General features: G+C 64.6%; 18 protein-coding genes. 14 read left to right on the forward strand and 4 right to left on the reverse strand.

Annotated elements, in window-relative coordinates:
* Positions 1–53: 53 nt before the first annotated feature.
* Positions 54–947: a hypothetical protein gene (locus KO538_RS06145; protein ID WP_070301378.1), complete on the reverse strand. Its 894-nt coding sequence runs from the start codon at positions 945–947 to the stop codon at positions 54–56.
* Between the two features lie 180 nt (positions 948–1,127).
* Here KO538_RS06145 and KO538_RS06150 point away from each other — a divergent pair, with 180 nt between their 5' ends.
* Complete coding sequence (locus KO538_RS06150; protein ID WP_070301377.1) at positions 1,128–2,012, forward strand: hypothetical protein; 885 nt, start codon at positions 1,128–1,130, stop codon at positions 2,010–2,012.
* Positions 2,009–3,511 (forward strand): hypothetical protein, encoded by a 1,503-nt coding sequence (locus tag KO538_RS06155; protein WP_219327770.1) that lies wholly within the window; start codon positions 2,009–2,011, stop codon positions 3,509–3,511. The genes KO538_RS06150 and KO538_RS06155 overlap by 4 nt, the downstream gene beginning before the upstream one ends.
* Before the next feature lie 155 nt (positions 3,512–3,666).
* Here KO538_RS06155 and KO538_RS06160 read toward each other — a convergent pair whose 3' ends face one another.
* A complete protein-coding gene (locus tag KO538_RS06160; protein WP_219328133.1) occupies positions 3,667–4,086 on the reverse strand; it encodes a hypothetical protein in 420 nt (139 codons plus the stop codon).
* Between the two features lie 291 nt (positions 4,087–4,377).
* On the opposite strand from KO538_RS06160, the gene KO538_RS06165 reads away from it, so the two are divergent.
* Positions 4,378–5,448, forward strand: a complete 1,071-nt coding sequence (locus KO538_RS06165) for a hypothetical protein (RefSeq protein WP_219327771.1) — start codon at positions 4,378–4,380, stop codon at positions 5,446–5,448.
* Here the strand turns inward: KO538_RS06165 and KO538_RS06170 are convergent.
* Entirely contained in the window at positions 5,441–6,400 is a 960-nt protein-coding gene (locus KO538_RS06170) for a LysR family transcriptional regulator (protein WP_257620202.1), read from the reverse strand. The two genes, KO538_RS06165 and KO538_RS06170, sit on opposite strands and share 8 nt — an antisense overlap.
* A gap of 109 nt (positions 6,401–6,509) precedes the next feature.
* On the opposite strand from KO538_RS06170, the gene KO538_RS06175 reads away from it, so the two are divergent.
* Both KO538_RS06175 and KO538_RS06180 read left to right on the forward strand, forming a co-directional pair.
* Positions 6,510–7,349 carry a phytanoyl-CoA dioxygenase family protein gene (locus KO538_RS06175; protein WP_219327772.1) on the forward strand — a complete coding sequence of 280 codons (840 nt, stop codon included), beginning with the start codon at positions 6,510–6,512 and terminating at the stop codon, positions 7,347–7,349.
* Complete coding sequence (locus tag KO538_RS06180) at positions 7,349–8,170, forward strand: sugar phosphate isomerase/epimerase (RefSeq protein ID WP_219327773.1); 822 nt, start codon at positions 7,349–7,351, stop codon at positions 8,168–8,170. The genes KO538_RS06175 and KO538_RS06180 overlap by 1 nt, the downstream gene beginning before the upstream one ends.
* Here KO538_RS06180 and KO538_RS06185 read toward each other — a convergent pair.
* Positions 8,167–9,084, reverse strand: a complete 918-nt coding sequence (locus tag KO538_RS06185; RefSeq protein ID WP_219327774.1) for a LysR family transcriptional regulator — start codon at positions 9,082–9,084, stop codon at positions 8,167–8,169. The genes KO538_RS06180 and KO538_RS06185 overlap by 4 nt on opposite strands.
* A 120-nt stretch (positions 9,085–9,204) precedes the next feature.
* On the opposite strand from KO538_RS06185, the gene KO538_RS06190 reads away from it, so the two are divergent.
* The 9 genes from KO538_RS06190 (at position 9,205) to KO538_RS06230 (ending at position 20,390) form a co-directional block, all read left to right on the forward strand.
* Positions 9,205–10,080, forward strand: coding sequence for an oxidoreductase (locus KO538_RS06190; protein ID WP_219327775.1), 876 nt, complete (start codon positions 9,205–9,207; stop codon positions 10,078–10,080).
* A gap of 21 nt (positions 10,081–10,101) precedes the next feature.
* Positions 10,102–10,563 (forward strand): MarR family winged helix-turn-helix transcriptional regulator, encoded by a 462-nt coding sequence (locus tag KO538_RS06195; RefSeq protein ID WP_219327776.1) that lies wholly within the window; start codon positions 10,102–10,104, stop codon positions 10,561–10,563.
* 165 nt (positions 10,564–10,728) lie between these two features.
* A complete protein-coding gene (locus KO538_RS06200) occupies positions 10,729–13,104 on the forward strand; it encodes a M1 family metallopeptidase (protein WP_219327777.1) in 2,376 nt (791 codons plus the stop codon).
* Positions 13,101–13,589: a DUF6702 family protein gene (locus tag KO538_RS06205; protein ID WP_219327778.1), complete on the forward strand. Its 489-nt coding sequence runs from the start codon at positions 13,101–13,103 to the stop codon at positions 13,587–13,589. The genes KO538_RS06200 and KO538_RS06205 overlap by 4 nt, the downstream gene beginning before the upstream one ends.
* Before the next feature lie 21 nt (positions 13,590–13,610).
* Positions 13,611–15,647, forward strand: coding sequence for a TonB-dependent receptor (locus KO538_RS06210; protein WP_219327779.1), 2,037 nt, complete (start codon positions 13,611–13,613; stop codon positions 15,645–15,647).
* A gap of 102 nt (positions 15,648–15,749) precedes the next feature.
* A complete protein-coding gene (locus tag KO538_RS06215; RefSeq protein WP_219327780.1) occupies positions 15,750–16,484 on the forward strand; it encodes a 2OG-Fe dioxygenase family protein in 735 nt (244 codons plus the stop codon).
* A 142-nt stretch (positions 16,485–16,626) separates the two neighbouring features.
* Positions 16,627–17,988 (forward strand): response regulator, encoded by a 1,362-nt coding sequence (locus tag KO538_RS06220; protein WP_219327781.1) that lies wholly within the window; start codon positions 16,627–16,629, stop codon positions 17,986–17,988.
* A gap of 264 nt (positions 17,989–18,252) precedes the next feature.
* Positions 18,253–18,981, forward strand: coding sequence for a CerR family C-terminal domain-containing protein (locus KO538_RS06225; RefSeq protein ID WP_219327782.1), 729 nt, complete (start codon positions 18,253–18,255; stop codon positions 18,979–18,981).
* Positions 18,978–20,390 carry an efflux transporter outer membrane subunit gene (locus KO538_RS06230; RefSeq protein ID WP_257620203.1) on the forward strand — a complete coding sequence of 471 codons (1,413 nt, stop codon included), beginning with the start codon at positions 18,978–18,980 and terminating at the stop codon, positions 20,388–20,390. Before KO538_RS06225 ends, KO538_RS06230 begins: the two co-directional genes overlap by 4 nt.
* Positions 20,391–20,395: the final 5 nt, after the last annotated feature.

Here is a 20,395-nt window from a genome sequence, read left to right on the forward strand (position 1 = left end):
TGAAAAAATTCGCCCGCCCGGTTTGACCGCGGCGGGCGTTTTACCTGTTGGCGCTACTGGCCGGGTGACGCATCGAGCAGCGAGCGTTCGAGCAATTGCGACAGCGCTGTGCGCAGCGCCTGCGTGCGTGCCGCCAGTTCCGGCCGCTTGTAGCGCTCGGCGGCGATCAGGCTGTTTTCCAGGCAGACGCGGTCGCCCCTGGCAAGGCAGGCGTCGGCCAGATCGAGCTGGGCGCTCGCCTGCGCCACTTTCACCTTGGCGTCGAGTTCCAGGGTGTCGGGATCGTCGCCCCAGCGTTTCACGTAGATGGCCAGGCGCGTGGCGGCCAGATCCGGCTTGCCCGCATCGAGCGCCTGCTTGACGCTGTCTTGCAGCGCCGTCCACGCCTGCGCCCGCTGCTGTTGCTTCTCGCAAGTAGCGGCAGACTTGGTGATGCTCGCCTGCAAGCGCTTGATGTGGGCGGCGGGCGCCTTGGCGCTTTTCAGCACGGCCAGCGCGCTGCGCGCCCCATCGAGGTCGCACTGCGCCGCCAGCGCAGTGGCGGCCTCGACCTGTTCCGCCACGCTGGCCGGCTTGTCGGCGGGCTTGTTATAAAACCAGATACCGGTCAGCACCACCGCCGCCGCAATCCATGTGCGCAAGCGCACGGGCGGGCGCGGCGGCGGCACCGAACCCTTGCCGGCAGGCTTGGCGGGCGGCGCCTTGACCGGCGCGGCAGGCGCTGGCGGCAAGGGTACTGGAGGGACAGGCTTGGGAGCAGGCGCGGCAGCGGGCTGCGGCGCGGGCTGCGGCATGGGAATGGGCGGAGCTACGGGCACCGGGGGCGGCGCCACTGCCTTCTCCAGAACAGGCGCTTGCGCCACCTGGCGCGCGCCGCAAAACGGGCAATGCGCCACGCGCAGCGGCAAGGGTTGGCCGCACGCGGCGTTGATGCAAACGTCATTCACTGTTTCAAGCACATTCCAACCTTTTTCTGGAGTCATTCCACTGCGTTCTGCCGCAATATTACCTTACGCAAGCATCACAACGGCGCACCCGCACCGTGTTCCACGGCCTTGATACCGATCAAAAAGCATCGGCCACCGCAGCCTAAGCTGGAAGCACCGGCCAAGGACAAGGAGAACGCCATGCCAGCCCACCTGATCATCGAAGACGGCCAGCCCTGGTGGGACAGCGCCGATATCTGGGTCGTGCCGGGCACTGATCCGAATGGCCCGCCCGGTGCGCCCATCGCCGGCACCAGCAATTACCTGTGGGGCCGCGTGCACAACACGGGCAACAGCGCCTCGAACGGCGTGCGCGTGGATTTTTACTGGGCCGATCCTTCCGGCCAGATCGCCGTCGGCGCCGCCACGCAGGTCGGTTCCGCGTTTGCGGACTTGCCGCCCGGCGCCACGCAGGAAGTGCTGTGTCTGGTGCCGTGGATCCCCGTCATCGTCAATGGCGGCCACGAATGCCTGCTGGCCGTGGCCCATGGCCCGGGCGACGTCAACCCGCTGCCCGATCCCCTTCCCAACGGCTTTCCCTTCCAGCCCAAGCAGCACGAGCAGATCGCCCAGCGCAATGTCACCGTGGTGCTGGCGGCAAGACGCGCGCAATTGCTGAGCATCGCGGTGGCGGCCCTGCCCCGTGCGACGAAAAAAGTGGAGCTGCAGATTGAATATGGCGGCGAGCTGCCCGAGCGCCTGCTGGCCACCCTGGGGCTGGAGCGGTGGCAGCCGGCCAGGGACGCACGCCTGGTAGCGGGCCTGGTGCGCACGCCCCATTGCAATGGCGATGCGCCCGGTGAGCAAAAGCTTGTGCTGGAAGTGCCGCGCGGCCAGGCGCAGGCCGTGTACCTGAGCGTGCGCGCCGAAGCCTTGCCGCCACGCCAGTATGCGCTGCTGCGCGTGCTGGAAACGCGCGACGGCAAGGTCATGGGTGGCGTTACGTATGTCGTCACCGATCTCGAGAACGAGCAAGCTCAAGAGCCCGCGCAAGAACAGCACAGCCCCGAGGAGCAAGCATCATGAGCGATACCCCCCTGCAGGTGCTGACGCGGCCGTTCGCGATCGAGCCCGTCACCAATATCATGCTGCCCGATGGCATCTTCGACAATGCCATCTATGGCTTGCGCATCGCCGCCCACGTCACCAATATGTCCGGCAGCGCCCTGACGAATGTCACCGTGTACCTGGAAAGCGTGGGCGACCCCGGCATCGTTCCCGTGGCGCACACCTTTTTCTTTGCCAGCATTCCCGCCGGCGCGGCCATGCTGGTCATGTGGGATGCCGACTTCCAGCATGCGGCGCCCGGCAAGCGCCTGGTCAGCTTCGTCGCCAAGGCGGACGGCCACACGCCGCACCGCTCGATCCAGCAAATCTTCGTGTCGCAGACGCGCTTCGACAGCGCCACCAACACCTACACGTGCACGGTCGAGGAAGGCACGCTGGAACTGTCCAAGCCGCAAGGCCACCTGCCGGGCAAGCGCTGGGGCAGCACGGGCACGGATGGGAAGGAGTGCCGCTGCCCGCCCGGCCTGGGGCCCATCGTGCCGACCGGCATGACCCTCGTCTGGACGCCGAACCCCGCCTACGCGGGCACGCACGGAGACTTGCCGTTTTCCGATCCGTGGTGGAAGGTGCTCGCCATCATCATTGCCATCATCGCCGCATTGGTGGCCATCATTGCCGCCGCGCTCGGTTCGGGCAAGGCCAGCTTCAGCGTGGGCGGCACCTTCGAGGAAACCGATCCCAGCGTCGATTGCTGCTCGCTCGAAGGGGCCGGCTCGGGCCAGCCCGAATTCACGGTGGCGGGCGTGGCCTCGGCCATCGCCTCGGGCGCCATCGCCGTCGCCTGCTCCGATATCGCGGATCCGTTCTGGCGTGGCCAGGAAGCAACACCACCGGCCGCCGGCGAACTGACCCTGGCCGAGCGCGTGGTGGCGAAATGGGTGTTGCCGGAAGCGCCGAACGCGGGCTTGCCTTACACGGCCGACATCAGCTGGGAATATCAGCGTTTCACGACGGGCGCCACCTATCAGCATGCCGTCACCGAAACGCAAGTCAACATCCACGTGGCGGGGCCCGTGGAGACGGATACGCCCGCCGTCGTGCAGGCCTACGAACCGTTGTGGATACGCGCCAGCTTCAAGCGCGACAATGGTAATGTCTTCCGCGGCACGGAACTGTACGCCTTCGTGCTATTCCAGGCGCCGCAAGGCCTGTATTTCGCCGAATCGCTGACCGACGACGGCCTGGGCTTCGACCCGGGCGCCAACGATGGCGTCTACGCAGGCAGCCTGGACTTGAAGCGCGCTTACCGCACCCTGCTGCAATATGATCAAAAGGTCTATGGCACGTGGCGAGTCTTCGTCTTCGCCCAGGACGTCAACCTGACCAAGCCCGGCACGCCGCCCGAAATCGCCGCCCAGCACATCGGCGGCATGTTCGTCGCCAGCGCCATCGAAATCACCTTCGACGACACCCTGCCCTGCCCGCTCAAGGCGCAGGCGAATATCGTCGTGGTGTAGTAAGAAGCGAGGTCAGGCGTAGGTCGCGTAGGTCGGATTAGCGGGGCAAAGCCCCGCGTAATCCGACAATATTGTTGGCACCGCGCGCACGCGAAAGGCAACAGAGGAAGTATCCTGGGGCAGGCAACATCTCCCCGGCCTCGTATCAGCCACCCTTACACCTTGACGCTTTCAGCCTTGGCAATGACCGTGCGCGGAATAATATCCGTCGCCGGGCAAGTATCCATCGCCTCCGAATACGCGAGCCAGCGTTGCAGGCTTTCCATGCGGCGAATCGTGATGCCCTTGCCATTGATGTAGCCGATCTGCTCGAAATTGGCGGGGCTGGTGGTCAGTTTCGACACGGTGGGCGCATTGTCAACCAGGCGGTCGTAGGCCTTGCGCGCCTTGTGCTCCCACTTGGCCAGCACGGGGTCGTCAAAGCGGTTGCTTTCAAAATACACGGTGATGGTGCGGTCGTGGTTGGCAAAGCCGACGATGGCCGCACCCTTGCGTATGGTCAACAGGACATCTTCCTTGACGCCCGTGACGGGAACGAAGACGGCGGCGCGCCCATCCGTATCCGGCCGCTCCATGGGAATATCTTGTCCGATTATGCTCATCGCATCACACTCTTAGTTCTGGCTTGTCAGCCTGTTGTATTGATATGATTCTGTGGAACCGCGCCGGGCGCAAACGGGCTCTACCGCTGCTTCCCGCTCTGTCCAAGCTCGCCGTCAAGCGGTTTATCAATAATACATTGCCGTGTGGCACTACACAAGATCACCCGCGCCACAGGCAAGCGGCCCTACGCCCGATGGCGAATGGCGGCGCCCGCGGCAATCGCCTTATAATGCCGTGTTTACTTCACGTCCCCCCTTCGCACCATGACGCTTCCCGAGAATGACACCAGCCGGCTCGACGCCATCAGCGCCGCCGCCACCGAAGTGGCCGCGCAAAACGTGGCCGACGTGCTGGCCATGGCCATCTGCCACCGCCCGGACGAACCGTCCCTGATCGTCTGCGACAAGCGCAGCTGGCTCAACGTCGTGCTGACGGAAGCGTATCGCCAGGCCTTGCCGGACGCGGCCTTCATCGATTTCGACGAGGTCACGCCGGAGGCCGTACTGGCCGCGTTTGCCGACCTGCCGGCCGGCAGCCTCGTCGTGCTGATCCAGTCGACCAGCTTCCGCCTGGAAGCGTTCCGCATCCGCATCGAGTTGTTCAAGCGGGGCCTGAAAGTGATCGAGCACGTGCATCTGTCGCGCATGCCCGGCGTGCAGGGGCTGCACTACATCGCCTCGCTGGCCTACGACCCCGCCTACTACCGGGGTGTAGGCCACGCCTTGAAAGCGCGCATCGACGGGGCCCGCCACGGCATGGTCGACAGCGGCGGCGAGCAGCTGGTCTTCGCCTCGCCATTCGAGCGTGCCAAGCTCAATATCGGCGACTACAGCGGCATGAACAATATCGGCGGTCAGTTCCCGCTGGGCGAAGTATTCACGGAAGCGCAGGACCTGGAAGCAGTGAACGGGCGCGTGCGCATCTTTGTTTTCGGCGACACGCACTTCATGGTCAACCGTCCCGACACGCCGATCACCCTGATCATCGACAAGGGCAGAGTCACGGGCACGGAAAACGCCACGCCGGAATTTACCGCCATGCTGGAGATCATCCGCGCGCACGAAGGCGAAGTGTGGGTGCGCGAACTGGGTTTCGGCATGAACCGCGCCTTTTCGCGCGAACAGCTGGTCAACGACATCGGCACGTATGAGCGCATGTGCGGCATCCATCTGTCGCTGGGCGCCAAGCACGGCGTCTACACGAAACCCCAATTCAAGCGCAAGGATGCGCGCTACCACGTCGACATCTTCGCCGTCACCGAGGCCGTCTATCTCGACGACGAGCGCGTGTACGCCGATGGCGCGTGGACGGTGGAACCGGTCGCCTTCAGCTGAAAAAACCCGCCGCTTCCAGCTCGCGGTCCCATGGCGGCACGGGCTGGTATTCGGCCACGAGGAAATCGATCAGCGCGCGCACCTTGGGCGACGGCTGGCGGCTGGCCGGATACAGGGCGCTCAAGTGATTCAGGGGCAGCTCCCAGTCCGTCAGCACGGGCACCAGACTGCCATCGAGCAGATTGCGCCAGGCGAGGAAGGTGGTGCTGTAGACAATGCCAAGCCCCCGCTGCGCCGCCTGGTGCAGCACCAGCCCGTTATTCGCCGTAAAACCCGCCTGCACGCGCACGCTCACTTCTTCGCGCGACTTGCCTTCTCCACGCTGGAAATGCCAGTTCGTGCCATCGGTCAGGTGGCTGAAATGCAGGCACTGGTGCTGCAACAGCTCTTGCGGCGTCTGCGGCACGCCCCATTGCGCCAGGTAGGCGGGACTGGCGCACAGCACGGCGCGGCACGGCGCCAGCGGACGCATGGCCAGCGCGCTGCTGTCCGGGATGCCGCCCACGCGGATGGTCAAATCAAAACCGTGGCGTATCGGGTCGAGCAGTGCATCGTCGACAAACAATTCAGCTTGCACCTGCGGGTGCAGCAAACTGAAACGGGCGACGGCGTCGGCCAGCCACGCGCTGCCGAAACTCGACGGCGCCTGGATGCGCAGCGGCCCGGCCAGCTCCGCCCCCGCTCCCGCCTGCGCCACGTGCGCCACCATGCGCGCCGCTTCCTGCGCCTGGCTGACGGTGGCCATGCACGGCGCCAGATAGGCGCGGCCCGCGTCCGTCAGACTCACTTCGCGCGTGGAGCGGTGCAGCAGGCGCGCATGCAGGCGTTCTTCCAGCTGCATGATGGTCTTGCTGACCATGGCCCGCGTCAGGCCCAGGCGCTGCCCGGCCAGCGTGAAGCTGCGCTGGCGCGCCACCTCGACAAAGATTTCCATCGCTTTTAATTGATCCATATCAAATATTGTCTGTGTTTTGGCGACAATCTGTCAACCGCTGGGCAATTGTTTGCCGCCCTCGCCCATCCTACAATGGCGCTTTCCACTGACTTCAGGAGCCGCCGCCATGCTAACGATCGAACAACAAGAACAGTATCAACGCGACGGCTACATCATCCTGCCCGGTTTCAAGGGTGCGGACGACATCGCCGCCCTGCGCGCGCGTGCCGAGCAGATTGTCAACGAATTCGATCCCAGCCTGAGTCAATCCATCTTCACCACGCGCGACCAGGCGAAGAACACCAACGATTATTTCCTCGCGTCCGACAACACCATCCGCTGCTTCTTTGAGGAAGAAGCGTTCGGTCCGGACGGCCAGTTGAAGCAGGCCAAATCGCTGTCGATCAACAAGATCGGCCACGCCATGCACGACCTGGACCCCGTCTTCCGCGCTTTTTCGGCCGATCCGAAACTGGCCGAAGTGGCGCGCGACCTGGGCCTGGCGGACGCGCAGGTGTGGCAATCGATGTATATCTTCAAGCAGCCCGGCATCGGCGGCGAAGTGCGCTGGCACCAGGACGCCACGTATTTCGAGACCACGCCGATCAGCGTGACCACGTTCTGGTTCGCGCTGGAAGACGCGACCCTGGAAAACGGCTGCCTGTGGGCGGAACCGGGCGGCCACCGCGGCCCTCTGCGCGAACGCTTCATCCGCAACGGCGACCAGGTGCGCGTGGAAAAACTCGATGCCATGCCGTGGCCCGACGACAGCACGGCCGTGCCGCTGGAAGTGAAGGCGGGCGCCCTCGTCTGCTTCCACGGCTTGCTGCCCCATTACAGCGCGCCGAACCGCTCGCCCGTGTCGCGCCACGCCTACACCTTGCACGCCACCGACAGCCGGACGCAATACGCGGCCCACAACTGGATCCAGCGCGACGACGCCTTCCCCGTGCGGGGCTTCGTCTGATGCGCATCGACGTCTTCGCCGCCCACTGGGGTAATAACGACCTGCCGCCCGACGTCTTCATCGACAGGGTAGCGGCGGCCGGCTTCGACGGCATCGAGATGTCGCTGCCGCTGGACGCCGCCCTGCGCGAGGAATGGACGGACCGCATCGCCAAGGCAGGGCTGCAGCTGATCGCCGCGCAGTGGGAAACCGTGTTCCACAGCGACTTCGAACTGCACCGCGCCGCTCTCGCCGAGCTGCTGGAAAACGCCTGCCTGGCGCGCCCCGTGCTGGTCAACACCCACACAGGCAAGGATTTTTATACGCAGGCGCAAAACGCAGAACTGCTCGACCTGGCCGCCGCCATCTCGGCCAGGCACGGCGTGCCCATCGTGCATGAAATCCACCGCAGCCGCTTTTCCGGCCACCCGATGCTGCTGCTGCCGTATCTGCAGCAGTATCCGGAGCTGCCCTTGACGGCCGACCTGTCGCACTGGTGCTGCGCCTGCGAATCGCTGCTGGAAGACCAGCCGCACACGCTGGCGCAAGTGCTGCCGCTGGTGCGCCACGTGCATGCGCGCGTGGGCCATGCGCAGGGGCCGCAAGTAGCCGACTTCCGCGCGCCGGAAGCGAAACCTGCGCTCGACGCCCACCTGGCGTGGTGGGATGCCATCGTCGCCTTGCGCCGCGCGGCCGGCGCCGAACGCATGACGTTCACGCCGGAATTCGGCCCCGCGCCGTACACGCAAACCTTGCCGTGGACGCAGCAGCCCGTGAGCGACGCGTGGGAACAGAATGTCGCGATGCTGCAGCTTTTACGCCAGCGCTATCCGGCGGATTAAGGAAACTGCGCAAAATTGGCCTGCACGAAATCGATGAAGGTGCGCAGCGGCGCTGGCAGATGGCGCCGGCCCGCATAGTATAAAAACGGGCCGGGAAAGGGCATCGCCCAGTCTTCCAGCACGGGCTGCAGCTGGCCCGCATCGATATATGGCTGCAGCCACTCTTCAAACAGATAGACGAGGCCATGGCCGGCGATGGCCATGCTGACCGCAAAATCGGCCGCCGTCGGCGTGACGATCACGGGGCCGTCCGGCTCCACGCTCACTTTTTGCCCGTCCCGCTCGAACTCCCACGGTGGAACCGCGCCACTGAGGAATTTCCCCAGCAGGCAGGCATGCCGCAGCAGGTCGCGCGGATGCACGGGCACGCCGCGCTGCGCCAGGTAGGACGGTGAGCCCGCCACCGCGAAGCGCTGCGTGCGCGGGCCGATGGGGATGGCGATCATGTCCTGCTCCAGCCGTTCGCCATAGCGGATGCCCGCGTCGCAGCCGCTGGCGACGACATCGACAAAATTATTATCGACCACCAGCTCGACCCTGATCTGCGGATAGGCGCGCAGGAACTGGTCGACCATGGGCTGCAAGAAGAAGCGCGCCGCGTTGACCGGCACGTTCAGGCGCAAGGTGCCGCGCGGGCTGTCGCGCAAGTCGTTCAGCACATCGAGCGCGCTGCTCACTTCATCGAGCGCCGGGCGCAAACGCGTCAGCAGCAGCGCACCGGCCGCCGTCGGCGTCACGCTGCGCGTCGTGCGTTCCAGCAGGCGGATGCCCAGCTGCTGTTCCAGCCGCCGCAACGCTTCGCTCATGGCGGACGCGGACTGCCCGCTGGCCCGCGCGGCCTGGCGAAAACCGTGGTGCCGGGCCACTAGGGCAAAAGCGGACAAATCGGCCATGGAAGGATTGTCTGCATGCATGAGTAGCGCTTTCATTGTGCGTAAATGAGTACAGCCTGTGCCGGATTGACCCGATTATCATACAGCGCAATCGGCCTTACGATGGCTGCTCCCTTACTCGACCATCACACAGGAGCTGCCATGCACACGTATTCCGCCGCCCGCGACCAATTCACGCCCGCCCATTGCGACATCGTATTCAACCGCCTCGGCTACGGCGCCATGCAACTGGCCGGCCCGCACGTCTGGGGGCCGCCGAAAGACCGCGCCGCCGCCGTCGCCGTGCTGCGCGAGGCCATCGAACTGGGCGTCAACCATATCGACACGTCGGATTTTTACGGCCCGCACGTCACCAACCAGATCATCCGCGAAGCGCTGCATCCCTACCGCGGCGGCTTGACCATCGTCACCAAGATCGGCTTCATGCGCGGCGCCGACCAGTCCTGGCTGCCGGCCGCGTCGCCACAGCAGCTGCGCGACGCCGTGCACGACAACCTGCGCAACCTGGGCCTGGACGTGCTCGACGTGGTCAACCTGCGCGCACCGGGCATGGCTGGCCCGGACGGCTCGTCGCTTGCCGGGCCGCTGGCCACCTTGGTGCAGCTGCAGCGCGAAGGCCTGGTGCGCCATATCGGCCTGTCCAATGTCGATGCGGCCCAGGTGGCCGAGGCACAGCGCATCAGCCCCATCGTCTGCGTGCAGAACCACTACAACCTGGCGTACCGCGCGGACGATGCGCTGATCGACTCCCTGGCCGCGCAAGGCATCGCCTATGTGCCGTTCTTCCCCCTCGGCGGCTTTTCGCCGCTGCAGTCCGATACCTTGAACCAGGCGGCGGCCGCCCTGCAAGCCACGCCGATGCAGGTGGCGCTGGCCTGGCTGCTGCAGCGCGCGCCGAACATGCTGGTCATTCCCGGCACCTCGTCGGTGGCGCATCTGCGTGAAAACGTCGCGGCCGGCGCGCTCAGGCTCGATGCACAGGCGCTGGCGGCATTGAGGTCGCTTGCAACTAAGTAGCGCACTATATATACTGTGCCCATGGATACCACTACCACTACCAACCCCTTGCACCAGGTGCCGCGCCTGGACGGCCAGCTGTGCTTTGCGCTGTACTCGACCTCGCTTGCCATGAACAAGCTGTACCGCAAGCTGCTGCGCAAGCTCGGCCTCACCTATTCGCAATACCTGGTGATGATGGTGTTGTGGGAGCGCGACGGCTTGACGGTGTCGGAAGTGGGCGAGCGCCTGTTCCTCGACTCGGCCACCCTGACGCCCTTGCTCAAGCGCATGGAACAATCGGGCTTGCTCACGCGCACGCGCGCAGCCAGCGACGAGCGCCAGGTCATCATTTCCCTCACGCCGCAGGGCGACCAGCTGCGCCACGAGGCGGCCCTGCTGCCAGAGGCCATCCTGGCGGCCAGCCACTGCAGCGTGGAGCAGGTTGTGGACATGAAACAACAGCTGAACCAGTTGCGCGACAGCCTGATGAAAAGTGAGTGAAAGCGCCGCTTTCCCGAGCAAAATCAGGCAAAACATCACCCTGACAGCGCCACGCAAAAGCTGGCGCGAAATCCGCCTTTCTTTATTACAAATCGATACATGGATGGCCCCACCCTGCGTATAGAATAGTTGCCACTATTTCCTTACAACAACATCAGGGTGATCATGCGCATACTTTTCGGCTCCGTCGCTTCGCTGGCTCTGTGCTTTACCGTATCGGCCTTTGCCGCCGAGCCATTCGACGACAAGTTCCGCCAGCTCGAAGAAGTGCTGCCCACCCCGAATACCTACCGCACCGCCTCCGGCGCGCCAGGCCACGCCTACTGGCAGCAGCGCGCCGACTACACGATCCGCGCCACCCTCGATGAAGCCAAACGCGAGATCACCGGCAGCGGCACCATCACTTATCACAACCAGTCGCCCGACACACTCGGCTACCTGTGGGTGCAGCTGGACCAGAATATCTACAAGCCCGATTCCGACGCGCGCCGCATGGCCACGGCGCCCTCGCGCCAGGCGTGGGCCAAGACGGCGGGCGAAGACACGATGAAATTCGAAGGCTTGCGCGGCATCCTCGCGCGCGGCGACTTCCAGGGCGGCTTCCATATCCGCCGCTTGACGGGCGCCGATGGCCAGCCTTTGAAGTACGTTATCAACCGCACCATGATGCGCATCGACCTGCCGCAGCCCTTGAAACCGGGCCAGGATTTCGTTTTCCAGATCGACTGGGATTACCGCATCAATGAACAGAAGGTGCTGGGCGGGCGCGCCGGCTATGAAGTCTTCGACGACAAGAACGCCCTGTTCGAAGTGGCGCAGTGGTTCCCCCGCATGGCGGCCTATTACGACGCGGCCGGCTGGCAGCACAAGCAGTTCCTCGGCTCGGGCGAATTCACGCTGGAATTCGGCGACTACGACGTGCAGCTGACGGTGCCCGCCGACCATATCGTCGCCGCCACGGGCCAGCTGCAAAATCCGCAGGACGTGCTGTCTGCCGCGCAGCGCGAGCGCCTGGAAAAAGCGCGCGGCAGCGACAAGCCCGTCGTCATCGTCACGCAAAAGGAAGCGGAAGCGGCCGAGAAATCCGTCAGCCGCGCGCAAAAGACGTGGCACTTCAAGGCGGCCAACGTGCGCGACTTCGCCTGGGCCTCGAGCCGCAAGTTCATCTGGGATGCACAGGGCTACAAGAAGGGCGGCAGCGACGTGATGGCCATGTCCTACTATCCGAAAGAGGGCAATCCGCTGTGGGAAAAGTACAGCACGCAAGCCATCGTGCACACGATCGAGCAGTATAACAAGTACAGCATCGACTATCCGTACCCGACGGCCATTTCCGTCAACGGCCCCGTGGGCGGCATGGAGTATCCGATGATCTCGTTCAACGGCCCCCGTCCGGTGAAAGACAAGAAGACGGGCGAGCTGACCTACTCGAAGCGCACCAAGTATGGCCTGATCGGCGTGATCATCCACGAGGTGGGCCACAACTACTACCCGATGATCATCAACTCGGACGAGCGCCAGTGGACGTGGATGGATGAAGGCCTCAACACCTTCGTGCAATACCTGGCGCAGCAGGCGTGGGAAGAGAACTATCCGGCCTCGCGCGGCGAACCGCGCGAGATCGTCGACTACATGCGCAGCCGCGACCAGGTACCGATCATGACCAATTCCGAATCCCTGCTGCAGTTCGGTAACAACGCCTACGCCAAGCCGGCGGCGGGCCTGAACATCTTGCGCGAAACCATCCTCGGGCGCGAACTGTTCGACTACGCGTTCAAGGAATATGCGCAACGCTGGAAGTTCAAGCGTCCCACGCCGGCCGACTTTTTCCGCACCATGGAGGACGCTTCGGGCACGGACCTCGACTGGTTCTGGCGCGGCTGGTTCTATACGACCGACCCGGTCGACATCAGCATCGACGGCATCAGCAAATACGGCGTGAGCTCAAAAGATCCAGCCACGGAAAAAGCGTGGAAAAAGGCGCAGAAAGAGGCCCAGCCGGAATCCGTCACGAGCCGCGCCAACAAGGGCATGCCGCGCCGCATCGATGCGCATCCGGAGCTCAAAGATTTCTACAACCAGCACGACGATTTCACGGTGACCAACAAAGACCGCAACGCCTACGCCGAAGCGCTGGCCACCCTGGAACCGTGGGAAAAGGACTTGCTGAAACAGGGCAAGCATTTGTACCTGGTCGACCTGTCGAACGTGGGCGGCATGGTCATGCCCCTGATCCTCGAGATCGAACTGAAAAGCGGCAAGAAATACGTCGAGCGCGTGCCGGCCGAAGTGTGGCGCTACTCGCCGAAGAAAATCACCAAGGTCGTCATCACGGACGAGCCGATGGTGGGTCTGGTGCAAGACCCGTACTGGGAAACGGCCGACATCGACACGAGCAACAATAGCTGGCCGCGCAAGATCACGCCATCGCGCCTGGAGCTGTTCAAGAGCGAGAAGTCGCCCAAGGATAACCTGATGCGCGATTTCCATACGCCGCTGAAAGGCCACAACGGCGGCGCGTCCAAGGGCGACGAGGCATGAAGTGCTGGCGCGCGCTGGGCGCTGCCTTGCTGGCCTGCGCCAGCATGGCGGCCGGCGCCCACAACTTCCACATGGGTATCGCCGACATCAGTTACAACGCGGCCAGCGGCAGCACGGAAGTGGTGCACACCTACACGGGCCACGACGTCGAGGCACTGCTGACGAACCTGTACCAGCGCCAGTTCGACCTGGGCCAGGAAGACAGCGAAGCGGCGCTGCGCCGCTATGTGGAAAAACAGTTTTACCTCGTGGGGCCGGATGGCAAACGCTTGCGCCTGAACTGGGTCGGCATGAAGGTCAACGCCGACAATGTGGTCATCTTCCAGGAGCTCGAACGCACGCGCCTGGCCCCCGCCACGCGCATCCACAACCAGTTGCTGATCGACTTCCTGCCCAGCCAGCGCAATACCCTCAACGTGCAGGACAGCGGCGCCATCCAGACGCTGATTTTCGACCGCCAGAACACGGAACTGCCGATCCGCTAAGGCCCGCCCCCTATTACATCCATGACGCCACGCTCTCTTCCCCTGCTCCTCGCCGCCCTGTTTTCAGCCACCGCCGCCCACGCCGACGACATCTTCCAGCGCGTGCTGATCGACGGTTCGCGCCTGAACCAGCTGGGCGTGGCCGATTCGGCCAACGCGGGCAGCGTCACGCAACAGCAGCTCGATGCGCGCACCAGCTACCGGCCCGGCGAATTGCTCGAAGCCGTGCCGGGACTGATCGTCAGCCAGCATAGCGGCGAAGGCAAGGCCAACCAGTTCTACCTGCGCGGTTTCAACCTCGATCATGGCACGGACTTGCGCACCACCGTCGACGAGATGCCTGTCAACCAGCGCAGCCATGGCCACGGGCAGGGCTGGACGGACCTGAACTTTCTGATCCCCGAACTGGCCATGCGCCTCGATTACAAAAAGGGGCCGTATTCGGCGGCCCAAGGCGATTTCTCCTCGGCGGGCGCGGCGTCCGTCGTCTACGCGAACCGCCTGACGCAGGGCATCGCCAGCGTGGGCGTCGGGCAAAACGGCTTTCGCCGTGCCCTGCTGGCCGATACGCTCGATGCGGGCGACGGCAGCCTGCTGTACGCGCTCGAAGCGCAGCGCAACGACGGCCCGTTCACGCAGCCGGACCGCTACCGCAAGCGCAATGGCGTGCTGCGCTACAGCGAAGGCTATGCCAACAACGGCTTCAACGTCACGGCCATGGCGTATGACGCCAGCTGGAACGCCACCGACCAGATTCCGCTGCGCGCCGTGCAGGAAGGCACCCTGGGCCGCTTCGACGCCATCGATGCCAGCGACGGCGGCAAGGCCCAGCGCTACAGCCTGTCGGGCGCCTGGCGCCAGACGACGGACGACATGTCGTCCAAAGTCAGCGCGTATGTGATCGCCAACCGCCTGGCCCTGTTCTCGAATTTTACGTATGCGATGGACGACCCCGATAGCGGCGACCAGTTCGCCCAGCCCGACCGGCGCGTGACGGCCGGCCTCCACGCCAGCCACACCTGGCACCGCCACACGGACAGGGGCAGCAGCGACACCACCATCGGCCTGCAGCTACAGAACGACAATATCCACAATGGCCTGTACAACACGCGGCAGCGCCAGACCGTGTCGACCACGCGGCAAGACCATATTGTCGAATCGAGCATCGGCGTGTATGGCGAAAACAGCACGCGCTGGTCGCGCTGGCTGCGCACCGTGGCCGGCCTGCGCGCGGACGCCTACCGCTTCGACGTACGCAGCGACCGGGCCGCCAATTCGGGCAAGGCCAGCGACCATTTGTTCAGCCCCAGCCTGAGCGTGATCGCCGGACCGTGGCGCGATACGGAAGCGTATATCAACATTGGCAATGGGTTTCATAGCAACGACGCGCGCGGCACGACGATCACGGTCGACCCGAAGACGGGCGAAGCGGCCGACAAGGTCACGCCGCTGGTGCGCTCGCGCGGACTGGAACTGGGCTTGCGCAGCGCCGCCATCGCCGGCCTGCAAACGTCGCTGTCGCTGTACCGGCTGGACTTCGATTCCGAGCTGCTGTTTATCGGCGACGCGGGCGCCACCGAGGCGGGCCGCCCCAGCCGCCGCTACGGCATCGAATTTTCCAGCTACTACAAGGCGGCCAGATGGCTGTCGCTGGACCTGGACCTCGCGTATGCGCGCGCACGCTCGCGCGGCAGCGACCCGGCGGGCGACTTCATCCCCGGCGCCATCGAAGGCGTGGCCCAGCTGGCCATGACGGTGACGCCGCCAGGGCCGTGGTCGGGCTCCTTGCGCCTGCGCTACTTCGGTCCGCGCCCGCTGGTGGAAGACAACAGCGTGCGCTCGTCGGCCAGCGTGGGCTTGAACGGGCGCATCGCCTACCAGATCGACAAGACCTTGCGCGTGGAGGTCGAAGGCTACAACCTGGCCAACCGGCGCGACTCGGCCATCGACTACTACTATGCCTCGCGCCTGCCCGGCGAGGCGCAGCCCGTCGACGACATCCACTTCCATCCGGTGGAATCGCGCTCACTGCGCCTGACCCTGGTAAAGAATTTTTAAGTAAACAAGAATAATTCTTATCGGACTGCACAGGAAACGCCGCGAAGTCGTAGAATGCCAGGCTGGATAAACTGAGACAGGCCGCGTTGCGGCCGCACCGCCATGAGCACTTCCGCACCGATCTTTACCGACCCGTCCCACGTCAAGGAAGCCTTGCGCGATGACGGCTATGCCGTCCTGCGCCCGCAGGACGTGGCCTCGCTGGCCGGCTGCCCGCTGGACGCATTGCGCGCGCTGGAAGGGAGCTGGAATACCCTGGCGCTGGACAATTACCTGAAGGATGGCGGCCGCTATCGCCGCCGGCGCCACTCGTGCTTCGTGCAGGATGGCGAACGCCTGACGCAGACGGCGCACCGTCCGCACTGGCAACCGGTGGAATACAACGCCCTGCACGGCGGCATGCACCGCCTGTTCGAACCGGTCGAAGCGGCTATCGTCGCGCAAGCGGCCTGGCAGCAGTTGATTCGCGCGCTCGGTGACGTCTGCTCGCAAGTCAAGGGCAGCCAGCCGTGGTTCATCGAAGCGCACCAGTTCCGCATCGATACGACCGACGGCATCGGCCGCCCCACGCCGGAAGGCGCGCACCGCGATGGCGTCGATTTCGTCGCCGTGCTGCTGATCGGGCGCGAACAGGTCAAGGGCGGCGAGACGCGCATCTTCGAAGCGGATGGCCCCAACGGCAAGCGTTTTACCCTGACCGAGCCGTGGTCGCTGCTGCTGCTCGACGACGCTGCCGTCATCCACGAATCGACGCCGATACAGCCCGTCGGCGAGCACGGCCACCGCGACACCCTCGTGCTGACCTATCGCGCAGGCCAGTTCCAGGGCGAAAACTGACAGGCGGCCACAGCATTGCCTGTGGCCAAAATAGTTACTTGGAAGTTACTTTTGCAGACCTAAATCCGATATAGTCATACGATGTCGATATTGCGCGCTCACGGCGCCCAGCATCACCACACTGAAATCCTAGGAGAGGTCTGTGGACTCCAACAACCAAATCAAGCCTGACGAAATCGAGATCCTGATCGTCGAGGACAGCCCGACCCAGGCGGAGCGCTTGCGCCGCCTGATCCAGTCGCTGCACTACAACGCGCGCGTGGCGGCGAATGGCCAGCTGGCCCTGGCCGCCATCCGCGAGCGCAAGCCGCACCTGGTGCTGTCCGATATCGTCATGCCTGAAATGAATGGCTACGACCTGTGCCGCGCCATCAAGTCCGATCCGACCCTGCGCGACATCCCCGTGATCCTCGTCACCTCGCTCAACGATCCGAAGGACATCATCCGCGGCATCGAGTGCGGTGCCGACAATTTCATCCGCAAGCCCTACGCGGAAGACTACCTGCTCAACCGCATCAGCCACATGCTGATGAACCAGAAGCTGCGCAAGAACCAGAACGTGGAAATCGGCATCGCCCTGTACCTGGGCGACCAGAAGCATTTCATCAATGCGGAACGCCAGCAAATCCTCGACCTGCTGATCTCCACGTATGAACAGGCGGTGCAGGTCAACGGCGAACTGCAGGCGCGCGAACGCCAGGTGATCGAGCTGAACATGCGCCTGGCGCACCATGCGGCCGAACTGGAAACCATCAACCGCGAAATCGCCCTGAAAAACCTGGAGCTGGCCGAAGCGAGCCGCATGAAGTCCGCCTTCATCGCCAATATGTCGCATGAACTGCGCACGCCGCTCAACGCCATCATCGGATTCACGGGCGCGCTGCTGATGAAACTGCCCGGCCCCCTGACGTCGGACCAGGACAAGCAGCTGAACACCATCCGCGCCAGCGCGCGCCATCTGCTCTCGCTGATCAACGACATCCTCGACGTGGCCAAGATCGAGGCGGGCAAGCTGACCCTGTCGATAGAACCCGTGCACTGCCAGGAACTGATGGCCGACGTGGCCGACACCCTGCGTCCCCTGGCCCAGCAAAAAGGCCTGGCGCTGGAACTCGAACTGGGCGAGCCGGGCCAATCTCCCGCCATCATCGACACGGACCGCCGCGCACTGACACAGATCCTCATCAACCTGCTCAACAACGCCATCAAGTTCACGGAACAGGGCACGGTGCGCATCAGCCTGGCCCAGCGCGACGAAGACGGCGTGCTGGTGACGGAAATGAGCATCGCCGACAGCGGCGCCGGCATCAAGGAAGAAGACCAGGCCAAGCTGTTCCAGGCCTTCTCGCAGCTCGATTCCACCTCCACGCGCCACGTGGAAGGCGCGGGACTGGGCCTGTACCTGTGCCAGAACCTGGCCAACGCCATCGGCGGCGCCCTGTTCTTCAACAGCGACTACGGCTCGGGCAGCACGTTTACCTTGGCCCTGCGCAGCAAGACCTGAGCTTCTGTGCGCCGCAGCATGGAATACGGGCTTTTTGCCATCGAAAAGAGGCCGATACAGTAGTTCTACGGTATTGCACTGCACCATTTTCAGCGCTATAGTAGAACTGTCTCCTCCAATTCGTTCTCCGAACATTGGATTCAGCCCGCGAATACAACCGCGGGCTTTTTTTTGCCTGCGTTTTTCATTATCTTCATCCTTTCTTAACTAAATCAACCGGCTTAGTTATATCAATCGTTTGAGATATATGATTAAATCTCCGGCATGATTGAAAAAAACGCCATCCCCACTTTCCATGCCGACGACGGGCGCAAGCCCCGCTCCGACGGCGAGCAGTCGCGCGAGCGGCTGCTGCATAGCGCCATCCGCCTGTTTGCCGAGCAAGGCTACGCCAAGACGTCCACGCGCGAGCTGGCGCAGGCGGCCGGCACCAACGCCGCCGCCATCAGCTATTATTTTGGCGACAAGGCGGGACTGTACCGCGCCGCCTTTGCGCAGCAGTCAGCGGACCCGCAAGACAATATCGCCCTGTACGAGCAACCGCATTTCACCTTGCGCCAAAGCCTGCAAGGCTTCTATGCGCAATTGCTCGCTCCCATGCAGCAGGGCGACATCGCGCGCGACTGCATGCGCCTGTGGTGCCGCGAAATGCTCGAACCGACGGGCCTGTGGACGCGCGAAATCGACCAGAACATCCGCCCCGAACACGAAGCGCTCACGCGCGTGCTGGCGCGCCACCTGGGCGCGCCCGACAACAGCGACGACATGCACCGGCTGGCGTTTTCCATCGCTTCGCTGGCTCTGCAGCACATGGTGGGCACCGAGGTGCTGCACACCTTGCGCCCGCAACTGCTGGAATCGCCGCATGCGATCGACACCTGGCTCGCGCGCCTGACCGACTATGCGCTGGCTATGGCCGACGTGGAGCGACGGCGCCTGGCCACTCCGCCCTCCTCCTCTACCACTCAACGACAAGCAGAAGGACCAGCATGACGACTATTCGATGCACCGTTCAACGTGCCCTGGCCGCCAGCATCGTGCTGGCGCTGGGCGGTTGCGCCCTGCAAGGGCCGCCCGCAGCGGTGGCCGCCAGCGCGCCCGCGCAGTGGCAGGCGCCGCTGCCGCATAACGGCAAGCTGACGGACCTGGCCAGCTGGTGGCAGGGCCAGGGCGACAGCCTGCTGGTGGAATTGATCAGCGACGCGCAACAGGTCAGCCCGACCATCGCCGCCGCCGGCACGCGCATCGTGCAGGCACGCGCGGACCGCATCGCCAGCGGCGCCGCGCTGGCGCCCATCTTGGACGCGACGGGCAGCGTGGTACGCACCAGCCAGCAATCGGCACAGCCCAGCGGCACCACCTCGCAGGCCGCCTTGCAGGCGTCGTGGGAAATCGACGTGTTCGGCGCCAACCGCGCCACGCGCGACGCGGCCCAGGAGCGCTACGACAGCGCCCGAGCGGGATGGCATGAAGCCCGCGTCTCGGTGGCCGCCGAAGTGGCGAACCAGTACTACGCCTTGCGCACCTGCCAGCAATTGCAGGCCGTGTCCGAACAGGATGCCGTCTCGCGCCGCGACTCGGCGCGCCTGACGGAACTGAGCGCCGGCGCCGGCTTCCAGCCGCCCGCCAATGCGGCGCTGGCACGCGCCAGCGCCGCCGAAGGCGCCAGCCGCGCCATCGAACAGCGCGCCGCCTGCGACGTGAATATCAAGGCGCTGGTGGCCCTGTCGGCCATGCCGGAAGCGTCGCTGCGCGAGAAGCTGGCGGCCAGCCCCGCCATCCTGCCCTCGCCCGTGGCGATTGCGGAACTGCCGGCGCAAACCCTGGGCCAGCGCCCAGACATCTACAGCGCCGAACGCGAAGTGGCGGCCGCCAGCTTCGAAGTACGCGGTGCGCAGGCGCAGCGCTATCCCCGCCTGAGCCTGGCCGGCTCCATCGGCAAGGGCAATATCCGCGCCGGCGGCACCAGCATCACGGCCAGCACCTGGAGCATCGGCCCGCTGGCCGTCAGCCTGCCCATCTTCGACGGCGGCACCCGCCGCGCGCAGATCGATGCGGCCACGGCGCGCTACGACGAAGCCGTGGTGAAATACCGCGCCGGCGTGCGCCAGGCCGTGCGCGAAGTGGAAGAAGCATTGGTCAACCTGGCCAGCACGGACGAGCGCAGCAGCCATGCGAAAACGGCACTGGAAGGCTACCGCGTGTCGTTTGTCGCCACGGAAGACCGCTACAAGAATGGCCTGGCCAGCCTGATCGAACTGGAAGACGCGCGCCGCACGCGCCTGGCCGCTGAAAATACGGTGGTCAACCTCGAGCGCGAACGCAGCGCCGCCTGGGTGGCGCTGTACCGCGCCGCCGGCGGCGGCTGGACCAGCAGCGCCATCGCCAACAACGCCCCCTGACGGAT

This window comes from Janthinobacterium sp. NKUCC08_JDC (genome assembly GCF_019345575.1).
GTDB lineage: Bacteria > Pseudomonadota > Gammaproteobacteria > Burkholderiales > Burkholderiaceae_D > Janthinobacterium > Janthinobacterium aestuarii.